The organism is Ramlibacter sp. (assembly GCF_028291745.1).
Lineage (GTDB): Bacteria > Pseudomonadota > Gammaproteobacteria > Burkholderiales > Burkholderiaceae_C > Ramlibacter.
This window is the reverse complement of record NZ_JAQGNQ010000126.1, coordinates 1-16,966: the sequence shown is the minus strand read 5'-3', so window position 1 is coordinate 16,966 and position 16,966 is coordinate 1. Positions and strand designations below refer to the sequence as shown.

Annotated in this window: 18 protein-coding genes and 1 pseudogene; 14 read left to right on the top strand and 5 right to left on the bottom strand. The window is 68.1% G+C overall.

Annotation, left to right across the window (positions count from 1 at the left end; genetic code table 11):
* The first annotated feature begins 4 nt into the window (after nt 1–4).
* The 3 genes from pntB (at nt 5) to JWP60_RS23260 (ending at nt 3,914) form a co-directional block, all read left to right on the top strand.
* The gene (gene pntB, locus JWP60_RS23270; RefSeq protein WP_299796796.1) at nt 5–1,414 is read left to right on the top strand and encodes a Re/Si-specific NAD(P)(+) transhydrogenase subunit beta; all 1,410 of its coding nucleotides are present in this window, start codon (nt 5–7) and stop codon (nt 1,412–1,414) included.
* Nucleotides 1,415–1,419: 5 nt separating this feature from the next.
* Complete coding sequence (locus JWP60_RS23265) at nt 1,420–3,096, top strand: long-chain-fatty-acid--CoA ligase (protein ID WP_299796836.1); 1,677 nt, start codon at nt 1,420–1,422, stop codon at nt 3,094–3,096.
* 116 nt (nt 3,097–3,212) lie between these two features.
* Nucleotides 3,213–3,914, top strand: coding sequence for a 5'-methylthioadenosine/adenosylhomocysteine nucleosidase (locus JWP60_RS23260; protein WP_299796793.1), 702 nt, complete (start codon nt 3,213–3,215; stop codon nt 3,912–3,914).
* Nucleotides 3,915–3,917: 3 nt separating this feature from the next.
* Here JWP60_RS23260 and JWP60_RS23255 read toward each other — a convergent pair whose 3' ends face one another.
* Genes JWP60_RS23255 through JWP60_RS23240 form a run of 4 tightly spaced genes read right to left on the bottom strand, consistent with a single transcriptional unit; the run spans nt 3,918 to nt 7,796 of the window.
* Nucleotides 3,918–4,613 carry a hypothetical protein gene (locus tag JWP60_RS23255; RefSeq protein WP_299796791.1) on the bottom strand — a complete coding sequence of 232 codons (696 nt, stop codon included), beginning with the start codon at nt 4,611–4,613 and terminating at the stop codon, nt 3,918–3,920.
* A 44-nt stretch (nt 4,614–4,657) separates the two neighbouring features.
* Nucleotides 4,658–6,109 (bottom strand): sensor histidine kinase, encoded by a 1,452-nt coding sequence (locus tag JWP60_RS23250; RefSeq protein ID WP_299796788.1) that lies wholly within the window; start codon nt 6,107–6,109, stop codon nt 4,658–4,660.
* Complete coding sequence (locus tag JWP60_RS23245; RefSeq protein WP_299796786.1) at nt 6,106–6,798, bottom strand: response regulator transcription factor; 693 nt, start codon at nt 6,796–6,798, stop codon at nt 6,106–6,108. The genes JWP60_RS23250 and JWP60_RS23245 overlap by 4 nt, the downstream gene beginning before the upstream one ends.
* Before the next feature lie 2 nt (nt 6,799–6,800).
* Nucleotides 6,801–7,796 (bottom strand): magnesium and cobalt transport protein CorA, encoded by a 996-nt coding sequence (locus JWP60_RS23240; RefSeq protein ID WP_299796783.1) that lies wholly within the window; start codon nt 7,794–7,796, stop codon nt 6,801–6,803.
* 298 nt (nt 7,797–8,094) lie between these two features.
* On the opposite strand from JWP60_RS23240, the gene JWP60_RS23235 reads away from it, so the two are divergent.
* The 5 genes from JWP60_RS23235 to hprK all read left to right on the top strand — a co-directional run bounded on the left by JWP60_RS23235 (nt 8,095) and on the right by hprK (nt 10,624).
* Nucleotides 8,095–8,286, top strand: coding sequence for a hypothetical protein (locus JWP60_RS23235; protein WP_299796780.1), 192 nt, complete (start codon nt 8,095–8,097; stop codon nt 8,284–8,286).
* Between the two features lie 21 nt (nt 8,287–8,307).
* Nucleotides 8,308–8,478 (top strand): hypothetical protein, encoded by a 171-nt coding sequence (locus tag JWP60_RS23230; protein WP_299796777.1) that lies wholly within the window; start codon nt 8,308–8,310, stop codon nt 8,476–8,478.
* A 274-nt stretch (nt 8,479–8,752) separates the two neighbouring features.
* Entirely contained in the window at nt 8,753–9,082 is a 330-nt protein-coding gene (gene raiA / locus JWP60_RS23225; protein ID WP_299796774.1) for a ribosome-associated translation inhibitor RaiA, read from the top strand.
* A 116-nt stretch (nt 9,083–9,198) separates the two neighbouring features.
* Complete coding sequence (locus JWP60_RS23220) at nt 9,199–9,666, top strand: PTS sugar transporter subunit IIA (RefSeq protein WP_299796771.1); 468 nt, start codon at nt 9,199–9,201, stop codon at nt 9,664–9,666.
* A 7-nt stretch (nt 9,667–9,673) separates the two neighbouring features.
* The gene (gene hprK, locus JWP60_RS23215) at nt 9,674–10,624 is read left to right on the top strand and encodes an HPr(Ser) kinase/phosphatase (protein ID WP_299796768.1); all 951 of its coding nucleotides are present in this window, start codon (nt 9,674–9,676) and stop codon (nt 10,622–10,624) included.
* A gap of 146 nt (nt 10,625–10,770) precedes the next feature.
* Here hprK and fur read toward each other — a convergent pair whose 3' ends face one another.
* A complete protein-coding gene (gene fur / locus JWP60_RS23210) occupies nt 10,771–11,202 on the bottom strand; it encodes a ferric iron uptake transcriptional regulator (protein ID WP_299796765.1) in 432 nt (143 codons plus the stop codon).
* A 54-nt stretch (nt 11,203–11,256) separates the two neighbouring features.
* On the opposite strand from fur, the gene JWP60_RS23205 reads away from it, so the two are divergent.
* The 6 genes and pseudogenes from JWP60_RS23205 to JWP60_RS23180 all read left to right on the top strand — a co-directional run.
* Nucleotides 11,257–11,799 carry an outer membrane protein assembly factor BamE gene (locus JWP60_RS23205; RefSeq protein ID WP_299796763.1) on the top strand — a complete coding sequence of 181 codons (543 nt, stop codon included), beginning with the start codon at nt 11,257–11,259 and terminating at the stop codon, nt 11,797–11,799.
* Nucleotides 11,800–11,806: 7 nt separating this feature from the next.
* Nucleotides 11,807–12,679 carry a 4-hydroxy-tetrahydrodipicolinate reductase gene (dapB, locus tag JWP60_RS23200; protein ID WP_299796760.1) on the top strand — a complete coding sequence of 291 codons (873 nt, stop codon included), beginning with the start codon at nt 11,807–11,809 and terminating at the stop codon, nt 12,677–12,679.
* A 79-nt stretch (nt 12,680–12,758) separates the two neighbouring features.
* Nucleotides 12,759–13,466 (top strand): MotA/TolQ/ExbB proton channel family protein, encoded by a 708-nt coding sequence (locus tag JWP60_RS23195; protein ID WP_299796757.1) that lies wholly within the window; start codon nt 12,759–12,761, stop codon nt 13,464–13,466.
* 23 nt (nt 13,467–13,489) lie between these two features.
* Nucleotides 13,490–13,909 carry a biopolymer transporter ExbD gene (locus JWP60_RS23190; RefSeq protein ID WP_299796754.1) on the top strand — a complete coding sequence of 140 codons (420 nt, stop codon included), beginning with the start codon at nt 13,490–13,492 and terminating at the stop codon, nt 13,907–13,909.
* A 167-nt stretch (nt 13,910–14,076) separates the two neighbouring features.
* Nucleotides 14,077–16,695 (top strand): leucine--tRNA ligase, encoded by a 2,619-nt coding sequence (gene leuS, locus JWP60_RS23185; RefSeq protein ID WP_299796751.1) that lies wholly within the window; start codon nt 14,077–14,079, stop codon nt 16,693–16,695.
* A pseudogene (locus JWP60_RS23180) lies at nt 16,692–16,966 on the top strand (hypothetical protein); the annotation flags it as partial. The gene leuS and the pseudogene JWP60_RS23180, both read left to right, overlap by 4 nt.

Here is a 16,966-nt window from a genome sequence, read left to right as displayed (position 1 = left end):
GGACATGAACGCAAGCCTCGCCACCGTCTCCTACATCGGCTCGACCATCCTCTTCATCCTGAGCCTCGGCGGCCTCTCGAATCCCGAGACCGCGCGCCGCGGCAACGCCTTCGGCATGATCGGCATGGCCGTGGCCGTGCTGGCCACCGTGTTCGGCCCGCGCATCACGCCAAGCGGCTATCCGTGGATCGTCGGCGCCCTGGTCGTCGGCGGCAGCGTCGGCCTGATCGCGGCGAAGAAGGTGCAGATGACGCAGATGCCCGAGCTCGTCGCGCTGATGCACAGCCTGGTGGGCCTGGCCGCCTGCCTGGTCGGCTACGCGAGCTACGTGGACACCTCGATTTCCTTCGAAGGCGCCGAGAAGGCCATCCACGAAGTGGAGATCTACGTCGGCATCCTGATCGGCGCCATCACCTTCGCCGGCTCGATCGTCGCCTTCGGCAAGCTCTCGGGCAAGATCGGCGGCAAGCCGCTGCTGCTGCCCGGGCGCCACTGGATGAACCTGGCGGGACTGCTGATCGTGCTCTGGTTCGGTCGCGTGTTCCTGCATGCCGAGACCGTCCCTGCCGGCATGACGGCGCTGGTCGTCATGACCGTGATCGCGCTGGCCTTCGGCGTGCACATGGTGATGGCCATCGGCGGCGCCGACATGCCGGTGGTGGTCTCGATGCTCAATAGCTACTCGGGCTGGGCCGCGGCGGCCACCGGGTTCATGCTGAGCAACGACCTGCTGATCGTGGTGGGCGCGCTGGTCGGCTCCTCGGGCGCGATCCTCTCGTACATCATGTGCCGCGCCATGAACCGCAACTTCATCAGCGTGATCGCCGGCGGCTTCGGCGGCGGCGCGCCCGTGAAGGGCGGCGGCGACGCCGCGCAGCCGGCCGGCGAAGTCTCGCCGATCAGCGCGGTCGACACCGCGGAGCTGCTGCGCGATGCCAAGAGCGTGATCATCGTGCCCGGCTACGGCATGGCGGTGGCGCAGGCCCAGCACACGGTCTACGAGATCACGAAGTTCCTGCGCGAGAAGGGCGTCAACGTGCGCTTCGGCATCCACCCGGTGGCCGGCCGCATGCCGGGCCACATGAACGTGCTGCTGGCGGAAGCCAAGGTGCCGTACGACATCGTGCTGGAGATGGACGAGATCAACGCCGACTTCCCGGCCACCGACGTGGCGATGGTGATCGGCGCCAACGACATCGTGAACCCGGCGGCGCAGGACGACCCGACCAGCCCCATCGCCGGGATGCCGGTGCTGGAAGTGTGGAAGGCCAAGACCTCGATCGTCATGAAGCGCAGCATGGCCTCGGGCTACGCGGGCGTCGACAACCCGCTCTTCTACAAGGACAACAACCGGATGCTGTTCGGCGACGCCAGGAAGATGCTCGAAGAGGTGCTGACGGCGCTGAAGACATGACAACAGTGAACGACCGCCCCTGGCTGGCCGCCTATCCCCAGGGCGTGGCGGCCGATATCGATCCCTCGCAGTACGGCTCGCTCGTGCAGCTGCTGGAGGAGAGTTTCCAGAAATTCGCCGCCCGCGATGCCTATGTCTTCCTGGGCAAGGAATTCAGTTACGGCGAGATCGATTCGCTCAGCCGCGCGTTCGCGGCCTACCTGCAGGGGCTCGGCCTCACCAAGGGCGAGCGCGTGGCGATCATGATGCCCAACGTGCCGCAGTACCCGGTGGCGGTGGCCGCCGTACTGCGTGCCGGCTTCGTGGTGGTGAACGTCAATCCCCTGTACACCCCGCGCGAACTGGAGCACCAGCTCAAGGACTCGGGCGCCAAGGCGATCGTCATCATCGAGAACTTCGCCGGCACGCTGCAGCAGTGCATTGCCGCCACGCCCGTCAAGCACGTGGTGCTGGCCGCCATGGGCGACCTGCTCGGCGGGCTGAAGGGCGCGCTGGTCAACTACGTGGTGCGCAAGGTCAAGAAGATGGTGCCGGCCTTTTCGCTGCCGGCCGCCGTGCGCTTCAACGAGGCCATCGTGCGCGGCCAGCGCGGCACGCTGCGCAAGCCCGAGATCAAGCCGGAAGACGTCGCCGTGCTGCAGTACACCGGCGGCACCACGGGCATCTCCAAGGGCGCCGTGCTGCTGCACCGGAACGTGATCGCCAACGTGCTGCAGTCGGAAGCCTGGAACGCCCCCGCCACCAGCAGGATCCCCGCCAGCGAGCAGCCCACTGGCGTCTGTGCGCTGCCGCTGTATCACATCTTCGCCTTTACGGTCGGCATGATGCTGTCCCTGCGCCTGGGCGGCAAGCTGATCCTGATCCCGAATCCGCGCGACCTGGCGGGCATGCTCAAGGAATTGTCGAAGCAGAAGTTCCACACCTTCCCGGCCGTCAACACGCTGTTCAACGGCATCGCCAACCATCCCGATTTCAACAAGGTCGACTGGTCGCACCTGAAGATCTCCGTGGGCGGCGGGATGGCGGTGCAAGGTGCGGTGGCCAAGCTGTGGCTGCAGAAGACCGGCTGCGCGATCTGCGAGGGCTACGGCCTGTCGGAGACTTCGCCCTCGGCCAGCTGCAACCCGGTGACCAGCACCGAGTTCACCGGCACCATCGGCGTGCCGCTGCCCTCGACCTGGATGAAGTGCATCGACGACGAGGGCCACACCGTCGCCGAAGGCCAGCCCGGCGAGATCGCCATCAAGGGCCCGCAGGTGATGCCGGGCTACTGGCAGCGGCCCGACGAGACGGCCAAGGTCATGACGGCCGACGGCTACTTCAAGACCGGCGACATCGGCGTGATGGACGGGCGCGGCTACTTCCGCATCGTCGACCGCAAGAAGGACATGGTGCTGGTCTCCGGCTTCAACGTGTACCCGAACGAGGTCGAGGACGTGGTGATGCAGCTGCCCGGCGTGGCCGAGTGCGCGGTGGTGGGCGTGCCCGACGAGAAGACCGGCGAGGCGGTCAAGCTGGTGATCGTGCGGCGCGACCCGGCGCTGACCGAGGAGAAGGTGCGCGAGTTCTGCCACGCCAACCTCACCGGCTACAAGCGGCCGCGGGTGATCGAGTTCCGCACCGACCTGCCGAAGACACCCGTGGGCAAGATCCTGCGGCGCGAATTGCGCGACCCGCGCTGAGCTCGAGGATGTCATTGCGGGCTTGACCCGCAATCCACGACGGCGCTTGCACGACCGCTGCATGGACCCGGGTCGAGCCCGCGATGACATGCCGCCACCGGTGCCAGAATGCGCGCATGACCCGCACCGCCATCGTCGCCGCCATGCACGAGGAACTGTCTGCCGTGCTGGCGCTGATGCCTGATGCGCAGTGCCAGCGTGCCGGCGGCCGCGAGTACCGCGTGGGCCACCTGCATGGCCAGCCGGTGGTGGCGGTGCTCTCGCGCATCGGCAAGGTGGCCGCGGCTACCACGGCGGTGGCCCTGATCGAGCGCTTCCAGGTCGATCGCGTCCTGTTCACCGGCGTCGCCGGCGGGCTGGCGCCGGGTGTGAACCGCGGCGACGTGGTCGTGGCCGACGGCTTCCTGCAGCACGACATGGACGCCTCGCCGCTCTTTCCCCGCTACGAGGTGCCGCTGTACGGGACGGATCGGTTCGGCACCGACGTGGCGCTGACCGCGCGTCTGGCACGGGCCGTGCAGCGGGCACTGCCCGGCGCGCGACTGCATCGCGGCCTGGTGGTCAGCGGCGACCGCTTCGTGGCCAGTGCCGCCGACAGCGAGGCCTTGCAGCGCGCGCTGCCCCTCGCCCTGGCAGTGGACATGGAGGGCGCGGCGTTCGCGCAGGTGTGCAGCGATTACAGCGTGCCGTTCGCGGCGGTACGCACGGTGTCCGATCGCGCCGACGACGCGGCGCACGGCGACTTCCTCAGCTTCATCGACCACGTGGCGAGCCGCCACTCGGTCGCCATCGTCGAAGCCTTCCTGCACGCCGGCTGAAGCTCAGTCGGCGCGGAAGTCGTAGTTGAAGCCGAGCGTCCAGTTGGAGGCCGACGGTCCGCTCAGGCGCTGCGCGCGGCTGAGGTCCACGCTCCAGGCGTCGCCGCCGATCCAGCGCACGCCGGTGCGCAGGAAATTGGTGCCCTGGTCCAGATAGCGATCGGCGATCACCGTCCAGGCCTTCGCCGGCTGCCATTCCAGCGCTACGCCGTGCCGCGCGAGGTCGGGGCCACCCGGCACGAAGTCGCGTCCGAGATTCAGGTGCAGCGCCAGTTCCTCGCGCAACCTCCAGGTGGCGAGCAGGACCGCCCTGGTGGCGTCCGGGCGCGGTTGCGTGTGCGGCTGCCACGTCGGCTGCAGGTCCACGCCCACGCTCAAGCGCTCGGCCACCTGGCGGGCCCACTTGATCTCGAGGTTCCGTTCCGTCTCGGAACCGTCAGGCCCGCGCGCGTGCTCCACGGCGCCGCCGAGTTCCACCGGGCCCACCCGGCAGTTCATCCCGCCGTGCAGCAGGTCCTGGCTGCCCTGGCCGTGGGTCCACCAGGTTTCCGGTCCGCAGTGGCCGGGCTCGAGCAGGACCGCGTCGTCCACCGCGAAGTGGCCGCCGGCCGCCATCGCGGTTCCCTGTGCCAGGCCAGCGAGTGCGACGATGGCGGTGACGGCGGCGCTCCGCTTCGTTCTTGTGATTGCTTGCTCCACGCCGGCGATGATGCCGCAAGCTGGCGCAAGCGCGTCCGGGCGGCTCAGGCCGGGGGCGACACGGCGCGCAACGTGATCTCGCACACCCAGCCGCGGCCGGCTTCGCCGCTGTGCAGGCGCATGTGGCCGCGCAGCAGGCGGGCGTACTGCGCCACCAGCGCCAGGCCGAGGCCCGCGCCCTGCCCGAGCAGTTGGCCCGCCTCGCCCTGCGTGCCGCGCGCCACCAGCGCCGCCTGCAGCGCGCCCGGCACGCCCGGGCCGTTGTCCTGCACGAACAGCAGCACCTGATCGCCCCTGCGCTCGAGCGCCACGGTGACCGTGGCCGTGGCGCCGTCCGCGGGCCGGCCATAGCGCAGGGCGTTATCGAGCAGGTTGTCCAGCACGCCTTCCAGCAACATCGAGTCGCCCGCGACCCACACGGGCGACTCGATGCCGCGCGCGCCGAGATCGACGCCGTCCGCGTCGGCCCGACGCAGGAAGCGCAGCACCGCGTCGCGCACGATGCGGTCCAGCGGCACCGGCTGCAGGGTCAGGCGGCTCTCGGCCTCGTGCGCCAGCGCCAGGGCGAGCAGGCGATCGACCAGCGCGCTGGCCCGCGCTTCGCTTGCGGCGACCGCCGCCAATTGCTCGCGCCACACCTGCGGCTCGTTCTGCGCCAGGCCGTAGCCAGCGAGCGCGCGGATGCCGGCCAGCGGCGTGCGCAGTTCGTGCGCCACGTTGCCGGCGAACTCACGTTGCGCCCGCACGCTGTGCTCCAGTCGCTGCAGCAGGGCGTTGATGGCGCCGGCCAGCGCCTGCACGTCGCGCGTGGAGGCTTGCACCGCCACCGGCGCCAGGTCGTCGGCGCCGCGGTCGGCGACGGCCTGGCGCAGGGTGGCGAGCGGCTGCACGTCGCGGCGGATCGAGCGATGCAGCCACCAGCCCAGCGCCAGCAGCAGCACCAGTTGCGGCAGCAGCGAATCGAGCAGCAGCTGGCGCAGCAGCGCGTCGCGCCCGCTGGTGGTCTGGGCGACCGCCACGTCGAAGGACCGCGGGTGGTCGCGGTGCAGCGTGACGGCGCGCAGCAGCTTGCCGTTGAAGGCGATGTGATCGAAGGCGTGGTTCTCGTCGCCGGGCCGCGCAACCATCTGCAAATCGGGATCGCCCGCGATCAGCGAGCCGTCGCTGCGGCGCACGCTGAAGTACACCGTCTCGGCCTGGTCGAACAACACGTTGCGGATTTCGGCCGGCGTCAGGTTCAGGTGCACGCGGCCGTTGTCCTCGTGCACGTTGGTCGCCAGCAGGTAGGCGTCGTCCAGCAGCGAATGATCGAAGGCGCGCTGCGCGAATACCTGCGCGACCGCGATGGAAACGACGGTGCCCGCCACCCAGGTGATCGCCAGCGGCACCAGCACGTGGCGCAGCAGGCGCTGGCCGAGCGTGGGCGGCAGCGCGGCCGGCGTTGCAGGACGGTCGGCCCCGCGGTCTTCGTGCGCCGCGGGACCCGTCCGGTTCATGACTCCTCCGGATCCAGTACGTAGCCGAGGCCGCGCAGCGTGCGGATCTGCGCGCCGGAGCCGTGCAGCTTCTTGCGCAAGCGCGAGATGAAGGCTTCCAGCGCGTTGTCGGCCAGCAGGTCGTCCAGCTCGGACAGCTTGGCGGCCAGCTCGCGCTTGCTGCAGACATGGCCCGGCGGGCTCATCAGCTCCCAGAGCACTTCGAACTCGCGCGCGGGCAGCTCCAGCATCTGCCCATCGAGCATGAAGCGGCGGGCGGCGCGGTCCAGCGAGAGGCGGCCGACGCTGGTCTGGTCGTCACCGCCGGCACTGCGGCGGGCGAGCGCGCGCAGTCGCGCCTCGACCTCGCCCAGGTCGAAGGGCTTGCCGAGATAGTCGTCGGCGCCTGCGTCGAGGCCGGCGATGCGCTCGTCGGTGCGGTTGCGGGCGGTGAGCACCAGCACCGGCGTGCGGTCGCCGCGCGCGCGGGCATTGCGCAGCACCGTGAGGCCGCTGCCCAGGCCGCTTTGCGCCTGCGCGGTGTGCGGCAGGTTCAGGTCCAGCAGCACGGCATCGAAGGCCTGCACCCGCCAGAGGTACTCGGCCTCTTCGAGGCTGCCGGCCGTGTCGACGCGATGGCCGGCGTCCTGCAGGCTGCGCAGCATCACGCCGCGCAGGACCACGTCGTCTTCGACCAGGAGGATGCGCATGATCAGCTCAACCAGCCGCGGCGGCCGAAGTACCACATGGGCAGGGCGGCGCTGGCGATCATCAGCAGCACCACGTAGGGGTAGCTGAGGATCGGGCCGAGCCATTCGATTTCGGGAAAGCGCATGTTCATCCCATAGATGCTGGCGACCAGCGTGGGTGGCAGCAAGGCCACGCTGGCCACCGAGAAGATCTTGATGATCTTGTTCTGGTTGATGTTGATGAAGCCGACCGTGGCGTCCATCAGGAAGTTGATCTTGTCGAACAGGAAGGCGGTGTGGCTGTCCAGCGATTCGATGTCGCGCAGGATCTGCCGCGCCTCTTCGAACTGGCTGGCGCTGAGCATGCGGCTGCGCATCATGAAGCTCACCGCGCGCCGGGTGTCCATCACGTTGCGGCGGATGCGGCCGTTCATGTCTTCCTGGCGGGCGATCTCCTCGAGCGCCTCGCCGGCGAGCGTGTCGGTGACCTTGCCCGAGAGCACCTGCTTGCTGATCTTCTCGAGCTCGTCGTAGATGCCTTCCAGCGTATCGGCCGAATACTCGGCGTCGGCGTCGAACAGCTTGAGCAGGACTTCCTTGGCGTCCTCGATGAGGCCGGGTGCCCGCCGCGCGCGCAGGCGCAGCAGCCGGAACACGGGAACGTCCTCGTCGTGGATGGAGAACAGCACGCCATGGCTCTTGAGCGAGGGGTTCACCAGGTTGAGGATGAAGGCCACGCGCACCGTGCGCGGCTCGTCGCCGCCGCCGGCAATCAGGAAGTCGCTGCGGATGTGCAGGTCGCCGTTGTCCTCTTCGTAGAAGCGGGCGGACTCCTCGATGTCCTCGTCCATCGCATCTTCCGGGATGGACAGGCCGTAATACTGCTTGATCCAGCGCTTCTCGTCGAGCGTCGGCGATTCCAGGTCGACCCAGATCGGCTGGAAGCGGGAGAGCTCCTCCAGCGACTCGATCTCTTCCTGGAAGAGCCGGCCGTTGGCCAGCGAGAAAATGTTGAGCATGGCTCCGTCCCGTGCGTTGGTCTTGTGTGCGGCGGCTGGGTGCTTCCAACGCCGGCTTCACGGGCGCTGAAAGCTACCGACTGGGATCGGGTTCCAAGGAGCATCTCCGGGAGAAGAGGTTCGCGATTATGCCGCGCTGCCGGAGCAGTCCGGGTTTTCCCGCAGGTTTCACTGCTGAGACGCAGGACAAATCCTACACAGCTGGGCCAGAACGTCCGACATCACCGTTCAGGAGGCCGCCCTACATTGGATGCATCCCCCGGGCCTGACCGTCCGGTAGCACCTGCAAGGAGCCGAGATGATCCAGCTAGCGACCGATCCGAACGCCAGCCGCTCGACCTGGCGTCCCTCGCCGGCCGAAGGCAAGGACAGCACCATGAGCCGCCGCCCCCGCAGCGCCCATGCCTGGCCTTTCATCAGCCGGCACGGCGAGAGCCACGCCGACTCGCAGGACACGAAGCGCAGTACCAGCAGCGACGCCGGCAGTTGAGCCGGATCGCAGGAGAACCGTATGTACAAGGAACCCAAGTCCGCCCACCGCTTCCACGACACGCCGCGCGACAAGCCGCAGGCCGATCGGGTCGAGCACGCGAACCTCGAGCGTCCGGGCGCCCAGGCGCACCCGAAAGCCCGCGCCGAATGGAACCTGCTGGACGCCGCCGCCCTGTGGCGCCAGCGTTGATCGCAGTTTTCTGAGCTGCGCGACGGCGGCCTCGCGGCTGCTGGTTCAGCGCGTTTGCAGCGGCCCTTTCGGGGCCGTTTTGCATGGGGGCTCACCCTCTTCGTTTGCCCTGCAGCACGGCACTTGCCACCCCTTGATTCGCGCCTGAGCCATGAGGGAAATCGATGGACTTTTGCAGGACCCCCGGGCATAGTGAATTGCAGTCGGTCCAGAACCCTGCTTTCCTTGCGCGCTGGCCGCGCGCGATGTCAACCCGAGTGCATTAGGAGGCTCCATGAACCTGACGATCAGCGGTCACCATCTCGAAGTCACCCCGGCTCTGCGCAGTTACGTGACCACCAAGCTCGATCGCATCACCCGCCACTTTGACCAGGTTGTGGACATCAAGGTCCTGCTCACCGTCGAGAAGCAGAAGGAAAAGGAACGAAGGCAGCGCGCCGAGTGCAAGATCCACGTGAAGGGCAACGACATGTTTGCCGAGAGCGCCCACGAGGACCTGTACGCCGCGCTCGACGAGCTGGTCGACAAGCTCGATCGCCAGGTCGGCAAGCACAAGGACCGCATGCAGGACCACCACTGCGACGCTCCCAAACGCGTGGTGTAGCGCCCGCCCCCACAGGCCCCATCGGGGGCCTTGCGTTTTTGCGACGCCAGGGACAGGGCGTGCACGGCCGTTTGCTGCGGTGTACCGTCGGCCGTGCATAATCCGCCCACCTAACCATGAACCGCCTTGCGTCCATCCTGCCGCCCGCCCAGGTCCTGGTCGGCGTCGACGCCACCAGCAAGAAGCGGGCTTTCGAAGAGGCCGGGCTGCTGTTCGAGAACCTGCACGGGCTGTCCCGCGCGCTGATCACCGACAGCCTGTTCGCGCGCGAGCGCCTGGGCTCCACCGGCCTCGGCCACGGGGTCGCGATCCCCCATGGACGCATCAAGGGCCTGAAGTCGCCGATGGCAGCGCTGTTCCAGCTGGCCGGCGCGATCGGCTTCGATGCGCCCGACGAGCAGCCCGTGAAGCTGCTGATCTTCCTGCTGGTGCCCGAGGCCGCGACCCAGAAGCACCTGGAGATCCTGTCCGAGATCGCCGAGCTCCTGAGCGACGCGCCGCTGCGCGAACGCATCAAGGGCAGCGTCGACGCCGCGCAGCTGCACCAGCTGATCGCCGGCTGGCAGTCGGCGCAGCCGCAGTAGTCCCCGCTTGAAACCCACCGTCGTCAGTGCCGACGTCCTGTTCGAGGACCACCGCGCCCAGCTCAAGTGGGAGTGGGTCGCCGGTCTCGGCGCCTCGGAACGCCGCTTCGACGAGGTCGCCGTGCGCGCAGCGCGCTCGGGCGCCGACCTGGTGGGCTACCTGAACTACATCCACCCGTATCGGGTGCAGATCCTGGGCGAGCGCGAGGTCGCCTACCTGAGCAACGCCACGCAGGAAGACTGCGCGCGCCGCATCTCGCGCATCGTCACGCTCGAGCCGCCGGTGCTGATACTGACCGATGGCCAGCAGGCGCCGGACGCGCTGCTGTCGATGTGCGAGCGGGCGCAGATCCCGATGTTCGCGTCGCCCGATCCCTCGGCCTTCGTGATCGACGTGCTGCGCGCCTACCTGTCCAAGCACTTCGCCGAGCGCACGTCGATGCACGGCGTGTTCATGGACATCCTGGGCCTGGGCGTGCTGATCACGGGCGAGTCGGGCCTGGGCAAGAGCGAGCTGGGGCTGGAGCTGATCACCCGCAGCAGCGGCCTGGTGGCCGACGACGCGGTCGACCTCTACCGCGTCAACCAGACCACCATCGAGGGCCGCTGTCCCGAGCTGCTGCAGAACCTGCTGGAGGTGCGCGGCATCGGCCTGCTGGACATCCGCGCGATCTTCGGCGAGACGGCGGTGCGGCGAAAGATGCGGCTGCGGCTGATCGTGCACCTGGTGCGGCGCGAGACCATGGAGCGCGAATACGAACGCCTGCCCTACGAGCCGCTCTCGCAGGACGTGCTGGGCGTGCCGGTGCGCAAGGCCGTGATCCCGGTGGTCGCCGGCCGCAACATGGCCGTGCTGGTCGAAGCGGCCGTGCGCAACACGATCCTGCAACTACGCGGCGTCGACACGTACCAGGAGTTCGTGGAGCGGCATCGGCGGGCGATGGAAAAGGGCGGTTAGAGAAACACCCAGTATCCGGACGCAGAAGGCGCAAAAGTTACGCAGAAGGCGCAGAAAACATCCAACAAGAAATTGGAAATTCCTTCTGCGACTTCTGCGAAGTTTCTGCGCCTTCTGCGTCCGGATACTGGTTTCGACGGCCTGCCCTACCGCCGCGGCTTGTTCGGGCAGTCGACCTTGGTGCAGTGCGCGTACAGGCTGAGCGCGTGGTCGGCGATGTCGAAGCCCTTGAGTTTCGCCACGTCGTTCTGGCGTTTCTCGATCTCGGGGTCGTAGAACTCCTCGACGCGGCCGCAATCGAGGCAGAGCAGGTGGTCGTGGTGCGTGCCCTCGTTGAGCTCGTACACGGCCTTGCCGCTCTCGAAATGGCTGCGGCTCAAAATGCCCGCCTGCTCGAACTGCGTCAGCACCCGATAGACCGTCGCCAGCCCGATGTCCGAGCGCTCTTCCAGCAGCACCCGGAACACATCTTCGGCCGTCATGTGCCGTTGCGCGCCCTTGTGGAAGACGTCGAGGATCTTCAACCGCGGCAGCGTGGCCTTCAGGCCGGTGCTCTTGAGTTCGTCGATGTTCGCCATGGTGCTGCCGCTAGAATGGCCACCATCATATCGCCAGCCCTTCCAATGCCTGCCATGCCCCCGCGCCGGACCCTCCCCGTCCTGGCCGTCTTCGCGTTCGCCGCGCTCCTCGCCGGCTGCGGTTCCGTCGACAGTACCAGCCGCCGCATCGCCACGGCGTTCACGCCCTACAAGATCGAGATCGTGCAGGGCAACTTCGTTTCGAAGGAACAGGTGGAGGCGCTGCGTCCCGGCATGAGCCGCGAACAGGTGCGCCAGATCCTCGGCACGCCGCTGGTCACCAGCCTGTTCCATGCCGAGCGCTGGGACTACGTCTTCACGCTCAGGCGCCAGGGTGTCGATCCGCAGCAGCGCCGGTTGACCGTGTTCTTCAAGGGCGAAGGCATGGACCACTTCGAGGGCGACACGATGCCGAGCGAGAGCGAGTTCGTCGCGACACTCGAGCGCAAGCGCGCCACCGGCACGGTGCCGCCGCTCGAGGCCACCGAGGCGCAGTTGCGTGCCTTCCCCGCCAAGCCGGCGGCCCCGGTCCAGCCGGCGCCCGCCGCGCCCGCGGCCGCGGTGAACTACCCGCCCCTGGAAGCCCCCGCGCGCTGACCCTGGCATGACCAAGCAGGCACTCCAGAAGGTGGCGCGCGTGGGCGCCGTGCAGCAGCCGCCCGCCGGCAGCACGCAGCACCAGGTCGCCGTGGCCGGCGCCTCCGGCCGCATGGGCCACATGCTGATCGAGGCGATCCGCGCCGCCGACGATTGCCGCCTGGCCGGCGCGCTGGACATCGCGTCCAGCCCGGCGATCGGCAACGATGCCGCCGCCTTCCTCGGTCACGCCAGCGGCGTGCCGGTGACGGCGGACCTGGCGACGGGGCTGCAGCATGCCCAGGTGCTGATCGACTTCACCCGGCCCGAAGGCACCCTCGCGCACGTGCGCGCCTGCCGCGAGCGCGGCGTCAAGATGGTGATCGGCACCACCGGCTTCAGCGAGGAGCAGAAGGCCGAGATCGCCGACGCCGCGCGCGACATCGCCATCGTGATGGCGCCCAACATGAGCGTGGGCGTGAACGTGACGATGAAGCTGGTGGAATTGGCCGCGCGCGCGCTGGCCACCGGCTACGACATCGAGATCATCGAGGCGCACCACCGCCACAAGGTCGACGCGCCGTCGGGCACCGCGCTCAAGATGGGCGAGGTGATCGCGCAGGCGCTCGGCCGCGACCTGAAGGACTGCGCCGTGTATGCGCGCCAAGGCGTCACCGGCGAACGCGACCCCTCGACCATCGGCTTCTCGGCGATCCGTGGCGGCGACATCGTCGGCGACCACACGGTGCTGTTCGCCGGCACGGGGGAGCGCATCGAGATCACCCACCGGTCGGCGAGCCGCGCGACCTATTCGCAAGGTGGCCTGCGCGCGGTGCGCTTCCTGGCGCAGCAATCGAACGGCCTGTTCGACATGTTCGACGTCCTCGGGCTCCGGTCATGACCCCCCACGGTCACCGCTTCGCGGATGCCCTGCCCCCCCGAGGGGGGCGTGACCGCCTTGGGGCGGCCCGGCGGCGGTCATGACGCTTCCGGATATCTTCCGCCAAGGCGACGGGGTCACGCGCATCGTCGCGGTCCTGTTGCTCGCGATGTCGGTGGCGAGCTGGGTCGTGATCCTGTGGAAGGCGTGGCTGCTGCACCGCGCCAGCGGGGACGTCACGCGCAGCACCGCGGCGTTCTGGCAGGCGGGCTCGGTGGGCGAGGCGAGCGAGAAGGTGCGTGCCTTCGACCGCGAGGCACTCGTGCTACCCCTGATCAGCGCCACCGAAGCGCAGGCGCCGGGATCGCTGGCCACGGCCGGCGATCGCGCGCAGCAACTCACGCGCGTGCTGCGCGACGCCTTGCACCGCGTGCTGGACAAGCTGCAGTTCGGCCAGGTGCTGCTGGCAACGGTCGGCTCGACCGCGCCTTTCGTGGGCCTGCTGGGCACCGTCTGGGGCATCTACCACGCGCTCACCGGCATCGCCACCGCGGGCCAGATCACCATCGACAAGGTCTCCGGCCCGGTCGGCCAGGCGCTGATCATGACGGCCGCCGGCCTGGCGGTGGCCATCCCCGCGGTCCTGGGCTACAACATCTTCGGCCGCCTGATCGGCCGCATCGAAGCCGACCTCGAAGGCTTCGCCCGCGACCTGCGCGAGCTGCTGACGCACGGCCCCGGCCTGAGCGTCGCCGCGCCGCCCCGAGACGCGAACGCCCCCTCGGCGGGCAGCGCGGTCACGCAGTGACAAGCGTGGGGACCCGGTAACTCATGGCTTTCGGCCGGCTGGAACGCACCAAGGGCGAGGCGCCCATGAGCGACATCAACGTCACGCCGCTGGTGGACGTGATGCTGGTGCTGGTGGTGATCTTCATCATCACGGCGCCGCTGCTGGCCAGCTCGATCCGCCTCGACCTGCCGAAAGCCGAGGGCACGCAGCCCGGCGATGCGCCGCAGTTCGTGACGGTGGTGGTGGACAAGGCCGGCAAGCTGTTCCTGAACGACAAGCCGGTGAGCGCGCCGCAACTCACCGAGCAGCTCACGGCCGCCGCCAGGCAGAACCCCGACACCGAGATCCAGCTGCGCGCCGACCAGGGCGTGCCTTATGGCCGGGTGGTCGAAGTCATGGGCATGGCCCACCAGGCCGGCCTGAGCCGCATCGGCTTCGTGGCGGAGCCGGAAAAAAACTGAGGCCGCCGAACACGGACGACCGGACGCAGAAGGCGCAAAAGTTACCCGGAAGACGCAGAAAAGAAAAAGAAGCTTCTGACTGGTTTTCTTCTGCGCGTTCTGCGCCAGTTCTGCGTCTTCCGCGTCCGGATGTCCGCATTCACACCCGGCCCTACAATTTGCTCACCATGGACGACAAGTACAACCACCTTGCGGTGGAAAAGGCCGCGCAGGCCGAGTGGACCGCGCGCGATGCCTACCGCGTGACGGAGGATCCGCGCAGGAAGAAGTTCTACGCGTGCTCCATGCTGCCTTACCCCTCGGGCAAGCTCCACATGGGCCACGTGCGCAACTACACGATCAACGACATGTTGACGCGTTACCTGCGCATGAACGGCTACAACGTCCTGATGCCCATGGGCTGGGACGCGTTCGGCCTGCCGGCGGAAAACGCGGCGATCAAGAACGGCGTGCCGCCCGCCAAGTGGACGTACGAGAACATCGCGTACATGAAGGGCCAGATGCAGGCCATGGGCCTGGCCGTCGACTGGTCGCGGGAGATCGCCACCTGCGACCCGAGCTACTACAAGTGGAACCAGTGGCTCTTTCTCAAGATGCTGGAGAAGGGCATCGCCTATCGCAAGACCCAGGTCGTCAACTGGGACCCGGTGGACCAGACCGTGCTGGCCAACGAACAGGTGATCGACGGCAAGGGCTGGCGCACCGGCGCGGTGGTGGAAAAGCGCGAGATCCCCGGCTATTACCTGAAGATCACCGACTACGCGCAGGAGCTGCTGGAACACGCGCAGGAGAAGCTGCCCGGCTGGCCCGAGCGCGTGAAGCTGATGCAGGAGAACTGGATCGGCCGCAGCGAGGGCGTGCGCTTCGCCTTCCCGCACCAGATCCGCGGCGAAGACGGCGAGCTGATCGGCGACGGCCGCATGTACGTGTTCACCACGCGCGCCGACACCATCATGGGCGTGACGTTCTGCGCGGTGGCACCGGAGCATCCGCTGGCGCAACACGCGGCGAAGAACAACCCGAAGCTCGCGCAGTTCATCGAGGACTGCAAGAAGGGCGGCACCACCGAGGCCGAACTCGCGCTGCGCGAAAAGGAAGGCATGCCCACCGGCTTGCAGGTGCTGCATCCGATCACGCACGAGCCGGTCGACGTCTGGGTCGGCAACTACGTCCTCATGGGCTACGGCGACGGCGCCGTGATGGGCGTGCCGGGCCATGACGAGCGCGACTTCGCCTTCGCCTTGAAGTACGGCCTGACGATCGTGCAAGTCGTGCATGTCGACGGCCAGCACTACGACTACCACCACTGGCACGACTGGTACGGCGACAAGGAAAACGGCGTCACCATCAACTCGGACATCTTCAGCGGCTTCAACTACCGCGACGCCGTGAACGCCGTGGCGCACCACCTGGAGCAAAAGGGCCTGGGCGAGAAGAAGACGACCTGGCGCCTGCGCGACTGGGGCGTGAGCCGGCAACGTTACTGGGGCACGCCCATCCCCATCATCCACTGCGACGACCACGGCGCCGTGCCGGTGCCCGAAAAGGACCTGCCGGTGGTGCTGCCGCAGGACTGCGTGCCCGATGGCAGCGGCAACCCGCTGAACAAGCGCGAGGATTTCCTCGCCTGCAACTGCCCGGTGTGCGGCAAGCCGGCGCGCCGCGAGACCGACACCATGGACACCTTCGTGGATTCGTCCTGGTACTTCATGCGCTACTGCGACCCGAAGAACGACCGGCAGATGGTCGGCGAGGGCACGCAGTACTGGATGCCGATGGACCAGTACATCGGCGGCATCGAGCACGCCATCCTGCACCTGCTGTACGCGCGCTTCTGGACCAAGGTGATGCGCGACCTCGGCCTGGTGAAGATCGACGAACCCTTCACCAAGCTGCTGACGCAGGGCATGGTGCTGAACGAGGCCTTCTCGCGCACCACCACGGGCAAGCAGTTCTTCTGGGCGCACGACCTGGACATCGCGCGCGACGAACACGCCAAGGTGATCTCCGCCACGGCGAAGAGCGACGGCCAGCCGGTCACCTACGAGGGCTGGACGACGATGTCCAAGTCCAAGAACAACGGGGTCGATCCGCAGGACCTGATCGAGAAATACGGCGCCGACACCGCGCGCCTGTACACGATGTTCACGGCGCCGCCGGAAGCGACGCTGGAATGGAACGATGCCGCGCTGGAAGGCAGCTACCGCTTCCTGCGCCGGGTGTGGAATTTCGGGGCGAAGCTCCAGGCCGGACCCAACGTGGCGGTGACCCACACCACGGGCAAGCAGGCGCAGGCACTGCGCCGCGAGATCCACACCGTGCTGCGCCAGGTCGACTACGACTACCAGCGCATGCAATACAACACGGTGGTCTCGGGCGCGATGAAGATGCTCAATGCGCTGGAGGACTTCAAGGCCGACGCCGAGCCCGGTGCCGCCGCGGCGCTGCGCGAGGGCTTCGGCATCCTGCTGCGCGTGCTCTACCCGGTCACGCCGCACATCGCGCACGCGCAATGGAGCGCGCTGGGCTATACCGGCGCGCACGGCGACCTGCTCGACGCGCCTTGGCCGCAGGTGGACGAAGCCGCCTTGAAGCAGGATGAGATCGAACTGATGCTGCAGGTCAACGGCAAGCTGCGCGGTTCCGTGCTGGTGCCGGCAAGCGCCGACAAGGCGGAGATCGAGAAGCTCGCGCTGGCGAGTGAAGCATTCACCAGATTCGCCAACGGCGCGCCGGCGAAGAAGGTCATCGTGGTCCCCGGCCGCCTGGTGAACGTGGTCCTATGAAGCGTCGTCAATTCATTCCCCTGGCCGGGGTCGGCCTGCTGGCCGGTTGCGGCTTCCACCTGCGCCAGGCGCCGGACTTCGTGTTCGACTCGGTGGTGCTGAACGCCGCCAGCAGCTCGCCGCTGGCCGCCGAGCTGCGGCGCCAGCTGGCGTCCAACGGCAAGGTGCGGGTGCTGACGACGGCCACCGCCGGCCTGGCAACGGCGCCGGGCACGCTCGGGACGCCGGGCACGCCGTTGACGGCGGGGACGACGGGCACGGCGACCACCAC